Origin of the sequence: Empedobacter brevis (assembly GCF_965118635.1) — a bacterium.
GTDB classification, from domain to species: domain Bacteria; phylum Bacteroidota; class Bacteroidia; order Flavobacteriales; family Weeksellaceae; genus Empedobacter; species Empedobacter brevis_A.
This window is the reverse complement of the sequence record NZ_CBCPHV010000015.1, coordinates 17433-34596: the sequence shown is the minus strand read 5'-3', so window position 1 is coordinate 34596 and position 17164 is coordinate 17433. Positions and strand designations below refer to the sequence as shown.

The 17164-nt window shown below is 29.6% G+C and carries 20 protein-coding genes; 8 read left to right on the top strand and 12 right to left on the bottom strand.

The genetic code is table 11. The annotated features are described in order from the left end of the window. Positions 1–7 precede the first annotated feature (7 nt). On the top strand, positions 8–883 hold the full coding sequence (locus ACMHJW_RS13545; protein WP_413533938.1) for an ion transporter: 876 nt from the start codon (positions 8–10) through the stop codon (positions 881–883). Here the strand turns inward: ACMHJW_RS13545 and ACMHJW_RS13540 are convergent. Next, positions 880–1851 (bottom strand): YihY/virulence factor BrkB family protein, encoded by a 972-nt coding sequence (locus ACMHJW_RS13540; protein ID WP_413533937.1) that lies wholly within the window; start codon positions 1849–1851, stop codon positions 880–882. The genes ACMHJW_RS13545 and ACMHJW_RS13540 overlap by 4 nt on opposite strands. Positions 1852–1877: 26 nt before the next feature. Between ACMHJW_RS13540 and rlmH the strand changes: the two genes are divergently transcribed. Genes rlmH through ACMHJW_RS13520 form a run of 4 tightly spaced genes read left to right on the top strand, consistent with a single transcriptional unit; the run spans position 1878 to position 4679 of the window. Beyond that, positions 1878–2351: a 23S rRNA (pseudouridine(1915)-N(3))-methyltransferase RlmH gene (gene rlmH / locus ACMHJW_RS13535; protein ID WP_413533936.1), complete on the top strand. Its 474-nt coding sequence runs from the start codon at positions 1878–1880 to the stop codon at positions 2349–2351. Continuing rightward, entirely contained in the window at positions 2344–3177 is an 834-nt protein-coding gene (locus tag ACMHJW_RS13530; RefSeq protein ID WP_413533935.1) for a CPBP family intramembrane glutamic endopeptidase, read from the top strand. The genes rlmH and ACMHJW_RS13530 overlap by 8 nt, the downstream gene beginning before the upstream one ends. Next, complete coding sequence (gene rdgB, locus ACMHJW_RS13525) at positions 3178–3759, top strand: RdgB/HAM1 family non-canonical purine NTP pyrophosphatase (protein ID WP_413533934.1); 582 nt, start codon at positions 3178–3180, stop codon at positions 3757–3759. Next, complete coding sequence (locus ACMHJW_RS13520; protein ID WP_413533933.1) at positions 3756–4679, top strand: ribonuclease Z; 924 nt, start codon at positions 3756–3758, stop codon at positions 4677–4679. The genes rdgB and ACMHJW_RS13520 overlap by 4 nt, the downstream gene beginning before the upstream one ends. Positions 4680–4711: 32 nt before the next feature. On the opposite strand, the gene ACMHJW_RS13515 is transcribed toward ACMHJW_RS13520, so the two are convergent. The 4 genes from ACMHJW_RS13515 to ACMHJW_RS13500 all read right to left on the bottom strand — a co-directional run bounded on the left by ACMHJW_RS13515 (position 4712) and on the right by ACMHJW_RS13500 (position 9746). After that, positions 4712–7753 carry an AAA family ATPase gene (locus ACMHJW_RS13515; RefSeq protein WP_413533932.1) on the bottom strand — a complete coding sequence of 1014 codons (3042 nt, stop codon included), beginning with the start codon at positions 7751–7753 and terminating at the stop codon, positions 4712–4714. A gap of 163 nt (positions 7754–7916) precedes the next feature. Then, positions 7917–8225: a GIY-YIG nuclease family protein gene (locus tag ACMHJW_RS13510; protein WP_413533931.1), complete on the bottom strand. Its 309-nt coding sequence runs from the start codon at positions 8223–8225 to the stop codon at positions 7917–7919. Positions 8226–8370: 145 nt separating this feature from the next. Continuing rightward, the gene (locus ACMHJW_RS13505; RefSeq protein WP_413533953.1) at positions 8371–9588 is read right to left on the bottom strand and encodes a metallophosphoesterase family protein; all 1218 of its coding nucleotides are present in this window, start codon (positions 9586–9588) and stop codon (positions 8371–8373) included. 2 nt (positions 9589–9590) lie between these two features. After that, a complete protein-coding gene (locus tag ACMHJW_RS13500) occupies positions 9591–9746 on the bottom strand; it encodes a hypothetical protein (RefSeq protein WP_413533930.1) in 156 nt (51 codons plus the stop codon). Positions 9747–9900: 154 nt separating this feature from the next. On the opposite strand from ACMHJW_RS13500, the gene ACMHJW_RS13495 reads away from it, so the two are divergent. Continuing rightward, positions 9901–10029 carry a 30S ribosomal protein THX gene (locus tag ACMHJW_RS13495; RefSeq protein ID WP_413533929.1) on the top strand — a complete coding sequence of 43 codons (129 nt, stop codon included), beginning with the start codon at positions 9901–9903 and terminating at the stop codon, positions 10027–10029. Between the two features lie 46 nt (positions 10030–10075). Here the strand turns inward: ACMHJW_RS13495 and ACMHJW_RS13490 are convergent, their stop codons facing one another. After that, positions 10076–10450: a hypothetical protein gene (locus tag ACMHJW_RS13490; RefSeq protein WP_413533928.1), complete on the bottom strand. Its 375-nt coding sequence runs from the start codon at positions 10448–10450 to the stop codon at positions 10076–10078. A gap of 136 nt (positions 10451–10586) precedes the next feature. Here ACMHJW_RS13490 and ACMHJW_RS13485 point away from each other — a divergent pair, with 136 nt between their 5' ends. Beyond that, positions 10587–10826, top strand: a complete 240-nt coding sequence (locus tag ACMHJW_RS13485; protein ID WP_413533927.1) for a hypothetical protein — start codon at positions 10587–10589, stop codon at positions 10824–10826. A gap of 52 nt (positions 10827–10878) precedes the next feature. Here ACMHJW_RS13485 and lptB read toward each other — a convergent pair whose 3' ends face one another. The 3 genes from lptB to ACMHJW_RS13470 are packed head-to-tail and all read right to left on the bottom strand — an operon-like array spanning position 10879 to position 14262. Then, a complete protein-coding gene (gene lptB / locus ACMHJW_RS13480) occupies positions 10879–11607 on the bottom strand; it encodes an LPS export ABC transporter ATP-binding protein (RefSeq protein ID WP_125348857.1) in 729 nt (242 codons plus the stop codon). A 30-nt stretch (positions 11608–11637) separates the two neighbouring features. Beyond that, positions 11638–12999 carry a pyridoxal-phosphate dependent enzyme gene (locus ACMHJW_RS13475; protein WP_413533926.1) on the bottom strand — a complete coding sequence of 454 codons (1362 nt, stop codon included), beginning with the start codon at positions 12997–12999 and terminating at the stop codon, positions 11638–11640. Positions 13000–13032: 33 nt separating this feature from the next. Then, a complete protein-coding gene (locus tag ACMHJW_RS13470) occupies positions 13033–14262 on the bottom strand; it encodes an ABC transporter permease (protein WP_413533925.1) in 1230 nt (409 codons plus the stop codon). Between the two features lie 59 nt (positions 14263–14321). Between ACMHJW_RS13470 and ACMHJW_RS13465 the strand changes: the two genes are divergently transcribed. Further along, positions 14322–15563, top strand: a complete 1242-nt coding sequence (locus ACMHJW_RS13465) for an exo-beta-N-acetylmuramidase NamZ domain-containing protein (RefSeq protein WP_413533924.1) — start codon at positions 14322–14324, stop codon at positions 15561–15563. 59 nt (positions 15564–15622) lie between these two features. Here the strand turns inward: ACMHJW_RS13465 and ACMHJW_RS13460 are convergent, their stop codons facing one another. From ACMHJW_RS13460 to ACMHJW_RS13450, 3 genes are all read right to left on the bottom strand, one after another. After that, positions 15623–15886, bottom strand: a complete 264-nt coding sequence (locus ACMHJW_RS13460; protein ID WP_413533923.1) for a hypothetical protein — start codon at positions 15884–15886, stop codon at positions 15623–15625. Positions 15887–16094: 208 nt separating this feature from the next. Next, entirely contained in the window at positions 16095–16520 is a 426-nt protein-coding gene (locus tag ACMHJW_RS13455) for a hypothetical protein (protein ID WP_413533922.1), read from the bottom strand. Between the two features lie 144 nt (positions 16521–16664). Continuing rightward, positions 16665–17162: a DUF4920 domain-containing protein gene (locus ACMHJW_RS13450; protein ID WP_413533921.1), complete on the bottom strand. Its 498-nt coding sequence runs from the start codon at positions 17160–17162 to the stop codon at positions 16665–16667. Positions 17163–17164: the final 2 nt, after the last annotated feature.

Here is a 17164-nt window from a genome sequence, read left to right as displayed (position 1 = left end):
TAAATCAATGTTTAAAGGTCGATTTCCTTATCTAAAAAGAATGGGAGCTGATGAAGAAAAGAAGCTAAAACAAAAAATCTTCGATATTATTTTTGAAGCTGATACGCCTTACGGAAAGCTTTTCGACATTTCAATATTGCTGCTAATCTTATTGAGTGTTGGTTTAGTAATGCTAGAATCAATTCCAGCAATTAATGCTCGACATCACACTGTATTAGTCTCTTTAGAATGGATTTTAACTTCGTTATTTACCATCGAATATTTGCTTCGAATTTATTGTGTAAAAAATCGTTGGCGCTATATTTTTAGTTTCTATGGTATTATCGACTTGTTATCTATTTTACCTTTCTATTTAGGATTATTCTTCCCTGCAAGCAAGTATTTATCAAGTGTTCGTATTTTACGATTGCTACGTATTTTCAGAATTTTTAATCTTACACGTTTCACTCGTGGAAAAAATGTTTTGGTACTTGGATTGAAGGAAAGTAAAGATAAAATTATCGTTTTCTTATCATTTGTAATATTAATTGTTGTTGTTATCGGTTCTATCATGTATATGGTTGAACACGATCATCCAGAATCTGGTTTTACAAGTATTCCAATCAGTATTTATTGGGCAATTGTTACGTTAACGACAGTTGGTTATGGTGATATTTCTCCTGTTACTGGTTTGGGTCAATTTCTAGCTTCTGTTGTTATGATTATTGGTTACGGTGTCATTGCCGTTCCTACAAGTATTGTGACAATGGAAATGAATAAAGCTTCTAAAAGTAAAGACGAGATTCCTACGAATACACAAAGATGCCCTAATTGTGGAGATGATTATCACTTAGATGGTGCAATCTATTGCAAAACGTGTGGTCATCTTTTAAATGAGCGTTAAGCTTTATCTAAATCAATAAAATGATTATTGTCTATATGATTAACATCTTCGTAGTTTTTGGTGTAATTGATTGACATATTCAATTCATAACCAACTAACATTAGAATAACATTGATGTAGACAAAAATCATCATAATCATGACTAATCCAAGCGAACCATACAATAAATCAATATTTGTAAAATAACTTAAATACGAGTTAAAACCTATTACTGTCAATAAAAACAAAAGCGACGTTAATAACGCACCAGGCATTACTGTACTACGCGATTTTTTGTGATTTGGACCAAAGTAATACAACATACACATTGAAACAAAGTAGAAGATAAATACCGAAAAATAATTGATTAAATAGGAAAACTGACCAAGTTTACTTAAAGAAGAAACATTCGATAAATATTTCCAAATAATTGATGTTGAATACGATAAAAAAACCTGTAACACAATAAACGCTGTAAAAAACAATGTTAAAATTATCGAGATCATTCTCGACTTCGAATTTTTACGTTTTACATAAATATCTTGATAAGAAACATTAAATCCGTTTATAATTCCCTGAATCCCATTTGAAGACATAAAAATTGTAATCAAAATCAGAAAATAATTTACTTTACGTTTCCCTTGCAAAGCAGTCGTTTTGTCAATATACGAAATCACTTCATTACTCACATGTTTTGGCAAAAGTTGTGGTAAAAGCTGTGTAAACAATAAGTTTTTTATCTCTTGATAATAAGCTAAATGAGGCAAAACGCTGAACAAGAAAAGCAGAAACGGAAACATACTAAAAAATAAAATCCAAGAAACTGCCGCCGAACGCAAAGGGAAATTCCCTTTCATAACGCGAATCCAAAAAACTTTCAAAAAATCATATACAGTGATGCCCGTTTTTTTGTTCATCATTTTTGTTTTCGACCAATCTCGAAAATAATTTATTCCTGTATATGTTTTAAAATCTTGTAGAATGCGCATATTTTTGTCTCAATAAATAATTTTGAATGAATATTACGACTATTTGTATCGGTAAAACAGACGAAAAAGCCATCGAAATGCTTCTGCAAAAGTATGAAAATCGATTGCCTTCACATATTAATTATCAAAGAATTGAAATTCCTGACATCAAAAATCGTAAAAATTTGTCCGAAATTCAACAAAAACAAAAAGAAGCTGAACAAATTTTGAGCAAGATTGTCAATACTGATTTTGTCATTATTTTAGATGAAAAAGGCAAACAACCTACTTCGAAACAATTTGCTGATAATATTCAAAATTACATGAATCAATCCGTAAAAAATCTTGTATTTGTTATTGGTGGACCTTATGGTTTTGATGAATCTGTTTACAATCGTGGAAACAAAAAAATGTCTTTATCCAATATGACATTTACGCATCAAATGGTTCGTTTGTTTTTAACAGAACAAATTTATCGTGGATTTAGTATCTTGCAAGGTAAACCTTATCATCATGAATAATATATCGCCTTTTGAAGAGTTTGTTACTAAGAAGGAAAACAAATTAAGATTTGGTATAGGAAGAGCACTTTTCTATAGTCTTATTGCCGTTATTATGATGCAATTTGTAGGCGGAGTTATTTCTATTCCTGCACTTTTTTACAAACCTCTTAATCACATTCTTTTACCTTTAGGATTTTTTGCAGGAACAATTTCTGCAATTGTTATTCTATTGATGTTGACAAATACTAAATTCTCAACAATTCTAAAAGATATCAAACATTCCTTTACTCCTCTTCAGCTTATTTTAGCAGTTGCTTGCTGGTTATTTCTCTTGCCTTTAGCAGAAGTTTTTACAAGCTTGATTCCTACAACAGGACCTTTGGAAGGAATTTATAAGACTTTCCAAGCTTCTTTTGAAATGATATTAGATTACAAAATTGCTGGATTTATCATGGTTTGTATTTTAGCACCTATTTTCGAAGAAATTATTTTTAGAGGAATTATTCTGAAAGGAATGCTAAATTTTAATGTAAATCCTACAACAGCTATCTTAATCAATGGTTTTATCTTTGGTTGTGCACACATGAATCCTTGGCAATTTATAGGAGCTGGACTTTTAGGAATTATTTTTGGAATTGTTTATTATCGCACAAAATCGTTGTTTTTGCCTATGTTATTACATTTCTTAAATAATACACTTTCTTATTCTTTAATGTTGGCACAAGGCAATATGGAAGGAGAAGTTTTTGCACAAAGAGATTATTTATTAATTGGAGGAATGACACTTATCGGAATTTTTTCCGTTTATCTATTAATCAAAAATACAGAACAAAAAACTATATAAATGGAATTAATTTTTGCCACACATAACGATAATAAAGTAAAAGAAGTTACAAAAATGTTACCTTCTTACTTAGCAATGAAATCTTTGAATGACATTAATTTTTTTGATGAAATTGAAGAAACCGGAACAACATTCGAGGAAAATGCTCAACTAAAAGCAAAAACTATTTTTGATAAAACAGGGAAAAATATCTTTGCCGATGATTCTGGTTTAGTTATCGAAGCATTGAATGGTGCTCCTGGCGTTTATTCAGCTAGATATGCAGGAACAGGAAAAGATGAAGATAATATTGCAAAAGCTTTGAAAGAATTAGAAGGAAAAACTAACCGAAAAGCTTATTTTATTTCTATTTTCTGTTTAATTTTGGAAGGAAAGGAATATTTTTTCGAAGGAAGAGTAAACGGAACTATTGCAACAGAAGTTATGGGAGACAATGGTTTTGGTTATGATCCTATTTTTATTCCAGATGGTTTTTCAACCTCTTTTGCTCAAATGAGTGCAGAAGAAAAAAATGCAATTAGTCATCGAGGAAAAGCTGTCGAAAAATTAAACAATTTTTTAACTAATCTAAACGTAAATTGAGTTTACAACTAACAATATTAGGTTTCAATTCGGCATTACCAACTGCTTTTACGCATCCTACTGCTCAATTATTAAACATAGCGGAACGTTATTTTTTAATTGATTGTGGAGAAGGAACGCAAGTCCAATTGCGAAAAGCAAAAGCAAAATTCAACCGAATAAACCACATTTTTATATCACATTTACATGGCGATCATGTTTTTGGATTGATTGGATTAATATCCACACTTCAATTACTTGGCCGCGATACACCTTTATACATTCATGGTCCAAAAGGAATCGAAGAATTTATTACAACACAATTACGATTAACAGAATCTAATAATTCATTTGATATTATTTTTAATGAATTGCATACAAAAGAATCTGTTTTAGTTTTTGAAGATGATAAAGTCGAAGTTTATTCTATTCCGCTTAATCACAGAGTTTATACAAACGGTTATCTATTTCGAGAAAAACCAAAACCTCGAAAATTGAATATGGATACAATTCAAGAATTTCCAGAAATTGAAATTTGCGATTATCAAAATTTAAAAAACGGAAAAGATTTTACATTAGCTTCTGGAGAAATAATCCCAAATGATTATTTAACATTTGACGCACAAAAATCTTTGAGTTATGCATATTGTTCAGATACAAAATATAAACCAGATATTGTTCCAATTATTCAAGATGTTGATTTGTTGTATCACGAATCAACTTTCTTACACGAATTAAAAGATTTGGCTGTTTATACTGGACATACAACCGCAAAAGAAGCTGGAATGATTGCAAAACAAGCCAATGTAAAAAAATTAGTTTTAGGACATTTTTCTAATCGTTATCACGATTATAAACCTTTGCTAATAGAAGCACAACAAGAATTTCCAAATGCTGTTTTGCCCGAATTATTAAAAACAATAAAAATAGAAAGTTTATAAAACACAAAAAAGTCCTCAAAAGAGGACTTTTTTTATGAGATAACTTCTATCAAACTTCCTTTTTCTTCATCTTTTGTAATTTGCAACGCAACTGGAATTCTATCTTTCAGCTCGTCTACATGAGAAATAATTCCCACAATTCGGTTTTCTTTTTGCAAACTCATCAACGTTTCAAAAACAATATTTACAGCATCTGCATCTTGCGTTCCGAAACCTTCATCAATAAAAAAGAAATTCTTATCCGATTTCGCATTCGTTTGCACACTTTCTGCCAAAGCCAAAGCCAAACTCAATGAAACCTGAAAAGATTGTCCTCCAGAAAGCGTTTTCACACTTCGCGAACGTCCTTCATTCAAATAATCTATAATTTCGAAATCATTGTTTTCATTCATTTGCAAACTCAGCTGATTTCTCGTCATTCGATGAAATCTTACATTTGCATTATCACACAATTGTTTCAAATAAATCGACGAAACATATTGCACAAATCCTGCTGAATTAAACAAATTTCGCATCGTTTGTAAATTTGCAGCTCTTTTTTGCAACTTCTCCAATTCAAGCAACAAATCTTTCTTTTCTGCAAAAGATTTTGTCAATCGTTCGATTTCCGTTTTTGTTTTTGTAACAATTTCAGTCGCTTCTTTCAATTCATTTGCAACAAAAGTCAATTTTTCTTCTTGCGTTTTATAAGCTGTTTCATCAAAAGAAACTTCGGATAATTTTTTCTCTAATTCAAGAATAGAACTTTTCAATGTTTCATATAAAATTCTAAAATCTTCAATTTCATTTCTGATTTCAAGAATATTTAGATTTTGATTTAAAACCAATTGAACTTCTTCTATATTTTGAATTTGATTTTTTTCTAATGATTTTTCAATCTGATTTTGAATCTGATTTAATTCTTCTTTTAATTCAATAAATTGTTTTTCAAGTAATTCAATCGAAGTTTTTTGAGAAGCTAATTTCGGGTTTAATTGATTTAAACTTTCTGTAAATTGATTATAATTTTGTTCAATCTTCGCATTATTTATTTTTAAATCAGTCAATATTTTCAATACATTTTCTGTTGTTTCATTTTGAAAATTTTCAAATTTTAAAACTTTCAGATTTGCTTGATTTTGTTTGATTTGAGAAGCTTTTTCGGTTTCTTCTAATCTAAATTTTTCTAAAGCATTTTTATATTTCTCAACAACTTGACGTTCCTTTTCTAAGGTTTTTCTAAAAATTTCGATTTCATTATTTTTATCCGAAATTGTTTTCTCTAAAGCAATTGCAGCATTCTTTTTTTCTTCAAATAATGCAACATTTTCCGAATCAAAATCTTTCCAAATAAATAAATTAGAATGATTTTTTAGTTGATTTTCAGCTTCATTCAAAACATTATTTTCTAGTTCCATTTGCTTTTCTACAAATAGTTTTTGATCGATAATTTTCTGAATTTCATTTTGTTTTTTCTGAAGCGATTTCAGGTTTTCTTCAACTTGCTTCAACTCATTATTTACAACTTCAAATTTCGAAGAAACATCGTCAACCTCAACAATATTTGGATGTTCTAAAGCGCCACAAAGCGGACAAGATTCGCCTTCGTGCAAATTATGTGCAAAATGTGCCAATTTTTGCTGAACTTCCAATTCATTTCGTTGTTTTTCGATTGTTTTTTTTGTTGATTCAAGTTTTTGAAATTCAGAATTAAACCAATCATCAAATGTTGAAATTTCGATATTTTCAGCTTTCAATTCAGTTTCAAAAACATTTATTTGTTGCTTTTGTTTTTCAATTTTTTCTTGTTGCTTTTTGATTGATTCTTGCAAATTTTTATTCTGAATAAACCAATTTCCAACTTCCATCAATGTTTGTGCATCTATTTTGGATGCTGCTAAAACTTTTAATTCTTTCTCGGAATTTTTAATTGAAGATTCTATTTTCTGTTCATTTTTCTGAACATCTTCAACTTCTTTCAATCCTTTTGCTGTTCTAGCTTTCAGCTTTTCTATTTCTTCTGAAAAAGTTAGAATTTGAACAATTAATTCTAAATCAATTTCTTCTTTTCTTTTTGTTGGTAAAGCTTCATAATCATTTTTAATCGCTTCAATTTGAATAGAAATTTCTTTAATTTGATTTTCGATTAAAGCCAATTGTTTTTGTTGATTATCAACTAAAGTTGACTTTTCTTCAATCTGATTTGAAACTTTTTTGTGATTTTCTAAAAGTTGAGAAAATACATTGAAAATTAATTCATAATGTTCAAGTTCTATTTTTCGCTGATCATTTTTTTCTTTTTGAACTGAAATTTTTTCAAAATCAGTTTTCTTTTGTTTCAACGTTTCAAAATCTAATTTCAATGCTTTTAAGCGTTGAAAAGATTCATTAAGTTGATGATATTCTTCTTGTATTTTATTCGAAAGATTCGTTTGTTGAATACAATTTTCTTCAAGTTCTTTTATTTTCTCTTCCGAAACTTCTTCAAAACCAGTCAATTTTCCTTCTAATTGATTGAGATTCGTTAAATTTTGAGCATTTAAAGCAGCAACTTTATCTTGTAAATCGTAACGATGAAGCCCGAAGATTTCTTTCATCATTTGCGTTCGATCCTTTGCTCCCAACTCAATAAATTCTTTGAATTGTCCTTGCGGAATGATGATTGTTCGTTTGAAATTCTCGTAACTCAAACCAATTATTTCTTCTGCTTTTGTATGATTAAGCGGAATCCATTCATTGTCTTTTTGTTCATAAAAAACAACTGTTGGCGATTTTACATCTTCGAAACGTTTTGAATTTCGTTTGAATTCGCGCGTTGCTCGATATAATTTTTGCTCGAAATTATAGAAATCAAACTCGATATATGATAAATTTGATTTTAAATTCATCATATTATATGCTCGTTTATCTTTGGAATTTAAGCGTTCGGTTTCGCCATATAAAACATACATAATGGCTTCTAAAATTGATGATTTTCCAGAACCTACATTTCCGAAAATACCAAATAATCCTGCTTCTGTTAGATTAGAAAAATCGATTGTTTGTCGCTCTTGGTACGAATAAAGTCCTTCTATGGTTAATTTTACTGGAATCATTTTTTTAGTTTTTAAATAAAATTTAGGCTGAGAATAAGTTTTATATTTTAGGACGAAATTTGAAACATGATTTCGTTATTTCTTGTCATTCTGAATGTAGCTTATGCGAAATGAAGAATCTTAGATTCCTCCTAACGTCGGAATGACAATCGTACCAACAAAACTATTCGATTTCTGCATTCAAAAATTTCCATTCAGAATTAAAATTATTAATTAACAATTCTTTTTTACTTCTATTCCAACCTTTGATTTGTTTTTCTCTTGAAATGGCTGCATTAATATCAGAAAAACATTCATAATAAATTAAAAAATAACAATTATACTTCATTGTAAATGCATTGCTAAAAATATTAGGATTTGAATGTTGATATAATCTTAATTTCAAATTATTTGTTACTCCTACATACAACACAGTTTTTGTTTTATTGGTTAGAATATAAACGAAATAATTATGTGTTCCTAACGTTTGCATAGTATTTTAAGTTTAGGTTTTTAACGAAATTTGAAACATTATTTCATTATTTTTTGTCATTCTGAATGTAGCTTGTGTGAAATGAAAAATCTTAGATTCCTCCTAACGTCGGAATGACAATCCTACCAACAAAATTATTCGGCTTCTACATTCGAGAATTTCCATTCAAGATTTCGTTAAACAACTCTTTTATTTCATCATTTGGTTCTTGATTTCCATTCTTCGATTTGAAATAATCTGCAAATAGTTCTTTCATATCTTTTGTTTGATCGGCAAACTTATATTCAACCGTTTCGATCTCTTGATTTTTTATTTTTGGAATAAGATGAATGATTCCTGCATGCGATTGATAAATTAATTTTCGTTCGTCTGCTTTTAGAAAAGAATCACTTTCTAAAGTTAATTCAACCAAAGCATCTTGATTTTCATTCAACCATTGAACAGCAACATTTATATCGTCAAAAGTTTTACGAATAAGCGGTTTTCCATTCTTCAATTCTATTTTTTTATACGAAATATTTTGATTTGGTCCCGCTTCTATAATCGAAACATATTTGTTCTGACCAGCTTCGGAAAAACTATAACACAAAGGCGAAGAACTATAAACAACAGGTTTTTCTTCCGTTCCTATATTCTTAAAACCATGTAAATGTCCGAGCGCCGTATATTGAATTTGTGAAGGAATAGCTTCGGAAAAAATCATATCTGCATTTCCTATTTTAATTGGTTTTTCACCTTCTGGTTCTTCTAATAGTTCAGCACCTTTTTTGTTCATATATAAATGCGCCATCAACAAATTCACTCCATTTTCATCGCAATATTCATTAGCAATATTTTTCCAATTTGTTGCTAAAACTTCATTCAGTGCATCTTCTTTGTTTTCACCAAAATATTGTTTCAAACGAACTTCATTTGCATAAGGCGTGTGAATTATTCGAATTGGAAAATCGAAAGCATTTAATTTCAATTCAATCATTCCTTCTACGGATTTTGAAATTTTGAAATCATTTAATTCAAATTCCTGAATTTTAGCATTAGGATAACCTATTAAAATAATTCCACATTCACGCGCCAATGGATCTGGAGCATCAATAAGACTTGGCGAATCGTGATTTCCTGCAATAGCAACAACAGGACGTTTTCCGTTATTAGAGAGTCTTTTTAATGTTTTATAAAATAATTCTACAGCTTCTATACTTGGATTAAAATTATCGAATAAATCTCCTGCAATTAGAACTAAATCGACCTGTTCTTGATCTGCAATTTCGACAACTTCATTCATCACTAGAATTTGTTCTTCTAATCGAGAAAAACTATCTAATTTTTTACCCAAATGCCAATCGGCTGTATGTAGAATTTTTATCATTATTTTTCGGTTTCTGATGTTTTTTGATCGTTAAATTGCTGATTAATTGTTTTTAATCGAGCTTTACGTTCGGCTTCGGCTTCTTGTGCTTTACGTTTTTTTTGATTTAACTTTTTCTTATGTTTTTTTTTATTTTCGTCTGTATTTCTACTCATTTTATATATTTTGAAAATTAACATTTCATCACGTCAAATGATGTCGCAAAGTTAGCTTAATTCATAAAGAATTGTAAATATTTTGTTCAACTAAATTGAATTCATTAACTTGTATTGAAAGTAATCGAATTTATTAATTTTAAAACATTTATTGATGGGAAAAGGAGATAAAAAATCGAGAAGAGGAAAAATTGTAAATGGCTCTTATGGTGTAAAACGTCCGCGTAAAAAGTATTATTATGAGGATGAATTGGTAGAAGAAAAATCAGCCAAAAAAAGCTAAAAAGTAATTTTTTGAAGCTGAAAATCAAGTTTGATTTTCAGCTTTTTTATTTCTTACATTTTTTTAACTTTTCTTGATCCTTCATTTTCAAATTAAAAAAATTATTGTATTCAGGATCGACCATACTTTCTTCAAAAACTTTATTATTTGTGAGATCTATTGTAAACCAATTTGCATTGTAATCACGCTCAGGATAATGTTGAACTAAAACAAATCTGTAAATATTATCTTCTATAGATACAGGTTGTAAACCATAATTTGTTCCTCCGTTTTCTCTGATTAACTTATTCCAATCTTTTGTTAATTCTTTTACATAATCAGAATTGAACAAAGCTTTTGCTGCAATTGTTTCACACTTGGAAATTGACTGAGCTTTGGTTGAGAATGATGCTAATAAAATGATTAATAAAATTTTCTTCATCATTTTTTATTCGTTAATTTCTACTTCTAATTTACTTAAAAAAGTAAATTAAATATTCATATTTTTAAATTATTCTTCTTTTTTTATCAATTATGTTTTAGCTTTGAACCCGCTTTAATAGTAAGTTTTAGAGATTATGAAACATAATGATTTGGAAATTAATCGGTTGGTAGATCGATTAGAGTCTTTAGGAATTTTGGTCGAAAAAATCGAGAGTTCTGGTTTTGGTAACATGTTAAATTTTGAAATGATTTATCAGCTTCCTGAACAAAATATTTCTAACTCAATTAATTTTAGACGTTTTGATATACAAGATGTTTATCTTTATTTTAAAGAAGCTGTTAACCAAAAAGGAGATTTACTTTTTATAGAATAAACAAAAAAACCACTCAAAATTGAGTGGTTTTTTTTTATAATATATTCTTAATTTATATCTGTTGATACATAAAGTTCTCTCCAAGATAAACACGACGAACATCTTCGTCATTCGCCAATTCTTCTGGAGAACCTTCTTTCAAGATTTTACCCTCGAACATAATATATGTTTTATCCGTAATTGCAAGCGTTTGTGATACGTTATGATCGGTGATTAAGATTCCGATATTTTTATCTTTCAGGGAACGTACAATCTTCTGAATATCTTCTACCGCAATTGGATCAACTCCGGCAAAAGGTTCATCTAATAAAATAAAATTTGGCTCTGTAGCTAAACATCGAGCAATCTCGCAACGACGACGTTCTCCACCAGAAAGCAAATCTCCACGGTTTTTGCGAACATGTTCCAATGAAAATTCTTCAATCAGAGCATCGGTACGCATTTGTTGCTCTTTTTTCGAATGTTTTGTGAATTGTAAAACTGATTTGATATTATCTTCTACAGAAAGTTTTCGAAAAACAGAAGCTTCTTGCGCTAGATATCCAATTCCTTTTTGTGCACGTTTGTACATTGCATCGTTTGTAATATCTTGTTTATCCAAAAATACTTTTCCTTGTGTAGCTTTTACCAAACCAACAATCATATAGAAAGAAGTTGTTTTACCAGCACCATTTGGTCCTAATAATCCGATGATTTCTCCTTGTTCTACTTGAAAAGATACATTTTTTACGACGTGTTTTTTACCGTAATCTTTTACTAAATTCTGACCTTTTAATACAATTCCCATATCGCTTCAAAGATAGGATTTTTGTTATTTAATCGAGTTAATAATATCATATTTTGTGATGATATGATATTTTCCATTTTCTAGTTCTATTAAAACAGCTTGATTATCCTTTGTAATTAGCTTCGAAACTTCTTCGATAGATGTTCCAGCTTTTACAATTGGATAAGGTTTTCCCATGATTTCGTGAATTGGTTTATCTGCAACATTTCGATCTTCTAAAAATGCTTGGAACAAATCTGATTCGTCTAAAGAACCAACAATTCCGTTTACATCCATTACTGGAATTTGAGAAATTTTGAAACGACGCATACGATCAATTGCATGAGAAGCTAATTCTTCTGTACGAACACTAATTAATGGTTTATCTACATGTTCTTTGATTAAATCTACTGCTGTTTTAACTTCTTCATCTAAATATCCTCTATCACGCATCCAATCATCATTAAAGATTTTTCCAACATAACGAGAACCTGAATCGTGGAATAAGACAACAACAACGTCATCTGGTCCAAATTCGTCTTTCATTTGTAATAATCCTTTGATCGCAGAACCTGAAGACATTCCGACAAATAAACCTTCTTCTAAAGCTAAACGACGTGTATAAACTGCAGCATCTTTATCCGTAACTTTTGTAAATCCATCAATAATATCAAAATCCACATTTTCTGGTAAAATATCTTCACCAATTCCTTCTGTTACATAAGAATATACTTCGTTTTCGTCGAAAATTCCTGTTTCTTTATATTTTTTGAAAACTGATCCATATGTATCAACTCCCCAAATTTTAATGTTTGGATTTTTTTCTTTCAAGTATTTTCCAACTCCAGAAATTGTTCCTCCTGTTCCTACTCCAACAATAAAATGTGTTACTTTTCCTTCTGTTTGTTCCCAAATTTCTGGTCCAGTTTGTTCATAATTTGCTTGTGCATTTGAGGGATTATCATATTGGTTAACATACCAACCATTTGGTGTTTCTTGTGCTAAACGTTTCGAAACTGAATAATAAGAACGTGGATCTTCTGGCTCAACATCTGTAGGACAGACAACAACTTTTGCACCAACAGCGCGCAAAATGTCCATTTTCTCTTTTGATTGTTTGTCTGTAATTACACAAATTAATTTATAACCTTTAATCACAGCAGCCAAAGCCAATCCCATTCCTGTATTACCAGAAGTACCTTCGATAATTGTTCCGCCTGGAACCAAACGACCATCTTTTTCGGCATCTTCAACCATTTTCAACGCCATACGATCTTTACAAGAAGATCCTGGGTTAAAATATTCTACTTTAGCTAAAACGGTACAAGGTAAATCCTTTGTAATCTTATTGATTTTAACCAAAGGTGTATTTCCTATCGTTTCTAATATATTGTTTGCGTATTTCATTTTTTTCAAACTTTTAAATTAAAACATTAAATTTTATCTAAAATTAATTGCTTTTGCAGGTGTAATTTTAGATATCATATAAGATGGCAAAAGTAATACAATTGCAGAAACTAATAAAGCTCCCGCATTTAATAAAATAATTGTTCCGAAATCTAAATAAACTGGAGCTGTTGATAAATAGTAATTTTCTGCCGGAAGTTTTATGATTTCGAAATATTTTTGAATGAATAATAATCCAAGTCCTATTACATTTCCAGCAATTAATCCTGGTAACATAATAAATAGCGCATAATTGATAAATAGTTTTCTTATTCGCCAATTTGTTGCTCCAAATGCTTTTAAAATACCAATGGAATGTGTTCGTTCTAAAATTAAAATCAATAAAACCATCACCATATTAATCACCACAACAAAAAGCATGATAAAAAGAATAATGACAATATTTTTATCGAAAATAGAAATCCAATCGTTAATCTGAGCAAATGAAGAAGTTGCTGATTCTGCGTATAAATTATACGGAATATTTTCCTGAACTTGCTTGGCTACAGCATCTATATTTTCGACATCATTCACAAATAATTCGAAACCACCAACAGTAGTCGAATCCCAGCGATTTAATCGTTGAATATGTTTGATATCTCCAAGCATTATTTGGTCGTCAAAATTTTTGATATCTGTTTTAAACAATCCAGAAATAATAAATCGACGATAAATTGGTTTTGTATCGCCTTGAATAAAATACATTACAAATGAACTATCAACGTCTAATTTCATTTCATCTGCAATCTTTTTCGATAATAAAACCTCATCCATAATAGAATCTTTATTGATACGAGGAAAATGTCCTTTTACCATAAATTTTTCGAAACGAACTGAATCATAATCTGTTCCAACTCCTTTGAAAACAACGCCACTAAAATTTTCATCTGTTCGGATAACGCCACTTTTATTGGCTATTGCTTGAACATGTTCTACTTCCGGAATGGATTTAAACTTTGGATAAAAAGATTGATGAAGGGATAATGAATCAGAATTTAAAGATGTATTACTATTATAGTTTCTAATTGTTATATGTCCATTAAAATCGGCTAACTTTTCTTTGATTGCCTTTCTTGCACCAACACCAGTTGAAATTGTTACCAAAGATACAATCAAACCTAATGCTACAGCAATTTGACCTACGCGAATAATAATACTCGATAAGTTATTTTTAGTATTTTTACCAAGCGCAATTTTTTTTGAAAACCACCAAGAAAAACTCAAATTATATACTTTTTATAAGATTAAAATTAATTTTAGGCTTTAAATTCGTCTAAATTCAAATGATTCAAAACGAAATGAAAAACTTTGTCAAATATACATCAATTGGTTTACTTAGTTCAGTTATTTTTTTCAGCTTTTCTAGATCAATTTTAGCTCAAAATAACACCTCAAAAACAATTGAAAACCATTCAACCATTCTTGTTGGAGCAGAAAATACAACCAACTATCTTTCAAAATTAAAAGATAAAAAAGTTGGTTTAGTATCAAATCAAACAGGAATTGTAACAATTGATGGAACAACGATGCATACAGTTGATTTATTATTAAAAAATAATATCAATGTTGTTAAACTTTATTCACCTGAGCATGGTTTTCGTGGTGATGCCGATGCTGGTGCAAGAGTAAAATCTGGAGTTGATGCAAAAACTAATCTTCCTATTATTTCACTTTATGGAGATAATAAAAAGCCAAAAGCAAATCAGATTGCTGATGTAGATATTTTGATTTTTGATATGCAAGATGTTGGAGCACGTTTTTATACTTATATTTCTACTTTACATTATGTTTTGGAAGCTGCAGCAGAAAATGGAAAAAAAGTAATTGTATTGGACAGACCAAATCCGAACGGACATTATGTAGACGGCCCTGTAATGAAAAACGAGTATAAATCCTTTGTTGGAATGCACAATGTTCCCATTGTTTATGGAATGACAATTGGTGAATATGCACAAATGATAAATGGTGAAGGTTGGCTAGCAAATAATGTAAAAGCTGATTTGGAAATTGTTCCTTTAATCAATTATACACATCAATCAAAGTATGATTTACCTGTAAAACCATCGCCAAATTTACCAAATGCACATGCGATTAATTTGTATCCAAGCACCTGTTTATTCGAAGGAGCAAATGTAAATGAAGGACGCGGAACGAATATTCAATTTCAGGTTTATGGTTCTCCTTTTCTTAAAAATATGCCTTTTGAATATATTCCAACTTCAAAACCTGGAGCTACAAATCCGAAATTCAAAAATGAAGTTTGTTATGGAGAAGATTTATCCGAAGTTCCTTATCAATCTGCCATCAATTTGAAATGGTTAATTAATGCATATAAAAATAATACAAAGCAACCTTTTTGGACAATGAATGGTAAAAAATTGTGGATTGATCAACTTTCTGGAACTGATGAATTGCGCAAACAAATAGAAGCAGGTTTATCGGAAGAAGAAATAAAAGCAACTTGGCAAAAAGATTTGGAAGCTTTCAAGAAAATTAGAGCAAAATATTTGATTTATAAAGATTAAATAGATTTCTAAAAACAATAAAAACGGAAGCCTAATTTTGACTTCCGTTTTTTATCTAATTATTTCTTATTTCCTACAACAGCAGAAATCGATTCGCCTAATTCTTTTACTTTTTCATAGAGTTTTGTAGAACCTTTTTCAAATTCTATTGTTACTTTTCCTTCTCGTGCTTTTATTTCTAATGAATTTCCTTCTCGCCAAACATAATTCTTTCCTTCAATCATTGGCTTTCCAAAAGCTTTCTCTATTTCTTTTAATGCTGTTTTCGAATTTTGTTTATCAAATATTGCCGAATATGAATAAACCTCGTTACTATCACTCACATTTATCGAAGCACTGGAATGTGTCGTTTTTTCTGATGTTCTAGCTTTTGCAGATGCTGTTGCTGTTTGTCCTTGACAAGCATATGTTGTTGATAAAATAACTGCAATTAAAATAATCTTTATTTTTTATAAAATTCTAGAAAACATTAATTTATATCCGTTAATGAACGGTTAACGAATGGTTAATACAAGCTAATTAAAAGAAATATTATTCATTTAATAATTCAATCGTAAGAAATTCGCCAGTCATCGAATCAAAGCTAAACACGCAATTTTCTCTTTTATAACTATTTGTTAATCGATTTGGATCATTATCTTTAATTCGTTTATAATTTTCATCCTTACGAATTTGTGTTTCATCCGTAATTCGCTGTAAACCAAAAATAATTTTTCCTTCATAAGTTTTACAAATTGGATTTGGAGAAAGATAAAATTTTATTGAAGTAATTATTTCATCAACAATTTTTACAGAAAGTCCTTTTTCTTTGTACAATATAATTTTTCCTTGAAAAATATTTCGCTCAGAAACTTCTGATTCAAATTCTTCTTGAAATGACTGAAATAAATCGTCATTCACCGATTTTCCAATTAAGGAAAAATACTGATTTGGATTAAATTCAAATAAATTTGTCATCTTTTATAGAATCAATTTCATAAAAAAACCTTTCCAAAAATGTAGAAAGGTTTTGACTAAATATTAATTAAAAATATCAATTTTGTTTCAAATAAACGCCATCAGCTTCAAAATTATATTGTAACTGAGGTTTTGTAATTTTCGCTATTTCTTCTTTCGATTGTCCTGCATCTTCTGCATATGACGCAATTTTTGTACAGAAATTTCGCTTACAAAAGCTTTTCCATGTACAATAACATTTGATTTTTCACCATCTAATGGCATAAAAAATCCATAATCCTTGAAACGTACAAATGATTGTTCTTCACCTTTTCCAAGATCAACTTTCATCCAACAACCTTTCTTTTTACAAACAGATTCTATCGTAGAAGTAAATTGTACATTTTCTAATGAATCACCATTTTTCATGTTATCGTACAACTTTCCAAGTTCATCTTTTGTCAAAGTATTTTTTATATCAAACGATTCCCCAAAAACTTGATAAGCTTGCAAATCTTCTATTTTAGCGGTTCCATTTTCTAAAATTTTAGATTGAACTTTCGAAGCTTTTTCAGTTTTAGCCTTCGATTCATTTTTTGTTTGCGCATTTGTTGTCAATCCAAAAAACATTAAAGCAGAGAATGTTAATATATATTTTTTCATTG

Bases quoted from the DNA above. Each gene is read 5' to 3' on its own strand.
- ACMHJW_RS13530 (WP_413533935.1), top strand. From the start codon at position 2,344: ATGAATAATATATCGCCTTTTGAAGAGTTTGTTACTAAGAAGGAAAAC.
- ACMHJW_RS13500 (WP_413533930.1), bottom strand. From the start codon at position 9,746: ATGAGTAGAAATACAGACGAAAATAAAAAAAAACATAAGAAAAAGTTA.
- ACMHJW_RS13515 (WP_413533932.1), bottom strand. From the start codon at position 7,753: ATGATTCCAGTAAAATTAACCATAGAAGGACTTTATTCGTACCAAGAG.
- ACMHJW_RS13545 (WP_413533938.1), top strand. From the start codon at position 8: ATGTTTAAAGGTCGATTTCCTTATCTAAAAAGAATGGGAGCTGATGAA.
- ACMHJW_RS13450 (WP_413533921.1), bottom strand. From the start codon at position 17,162: ATGAAAAAATATATATTAACATTCTCTGCTTTAATGTTTTTTGGATTG.
- ACMHJW_RS13495 (WP_413533929.1), top strand. From the start codon at position 9,901: ATGGGAAAAGGAGATAAAAAATCGAGAAGAGGAAAAATTGTAAATGGC.
- ACMHJW_RS13465 (WP_413533924.1), top strand. From the start codon at position 14,322: ATGATTCAAAACGAAATGAAAAACTTTGTCAAATATACATCAATTGGT.
- rdgB (WP_413533934.1), top strand. From the start codon at position 3,178: ATGGAATTAATTTTTGCCACACATAACGATAATAAAGTAAAAGAAGTT.
- ACMHJW_RS13455 (WP_413533922.1), bottom strand. From the start codon at position 16,520: ATGACAAATTTATTTGAATTTAATCCAAATCAGTATTTTTCCTTAATT.
- ACMHJW_RS13485 (WP_413533927.1), top strand. From the start codon at position 10,587: ATGAAACATAATGATTTGGAAATTAATCGGTTGGTAGATCGATTAGAG.
- ACMHJW_RS13540 (WP_413533937.1), bottom strand. From the start codon at position 1,851: ATGCGCATTCTACAAGATTTTAAAACATATACAGGAATAAATTATTTT.
- ACMHJW_RS13510 (WP_413533931.1), bottom strand. From the start codon at position 8,225: ATGCAAACGTTAGGAACACATAATTATTTCGTTTATATTCTAACCAAT.
- ACMHJW_RS13490 (WP_413533928.1), bottom strand. From the start codon at position 10,450: ATGAAGAAAATTTTATTAATCATTTTATTAGCATCATTCTCAACCAAA.
- rlmH (WP_413533936.1), top strand. From the start codon at position 1,878: ATGAATATTACGACTATTTGTATCGGTAAAACAGACGAAAAAGCCATC.
- ACMHJW_RS13475 (WP_413533926.1), bottom strand. From the start codon at position 12,999: ATGAAATACGCAAACAATATATTAGAAACGATAGGAAATACACCTTTG.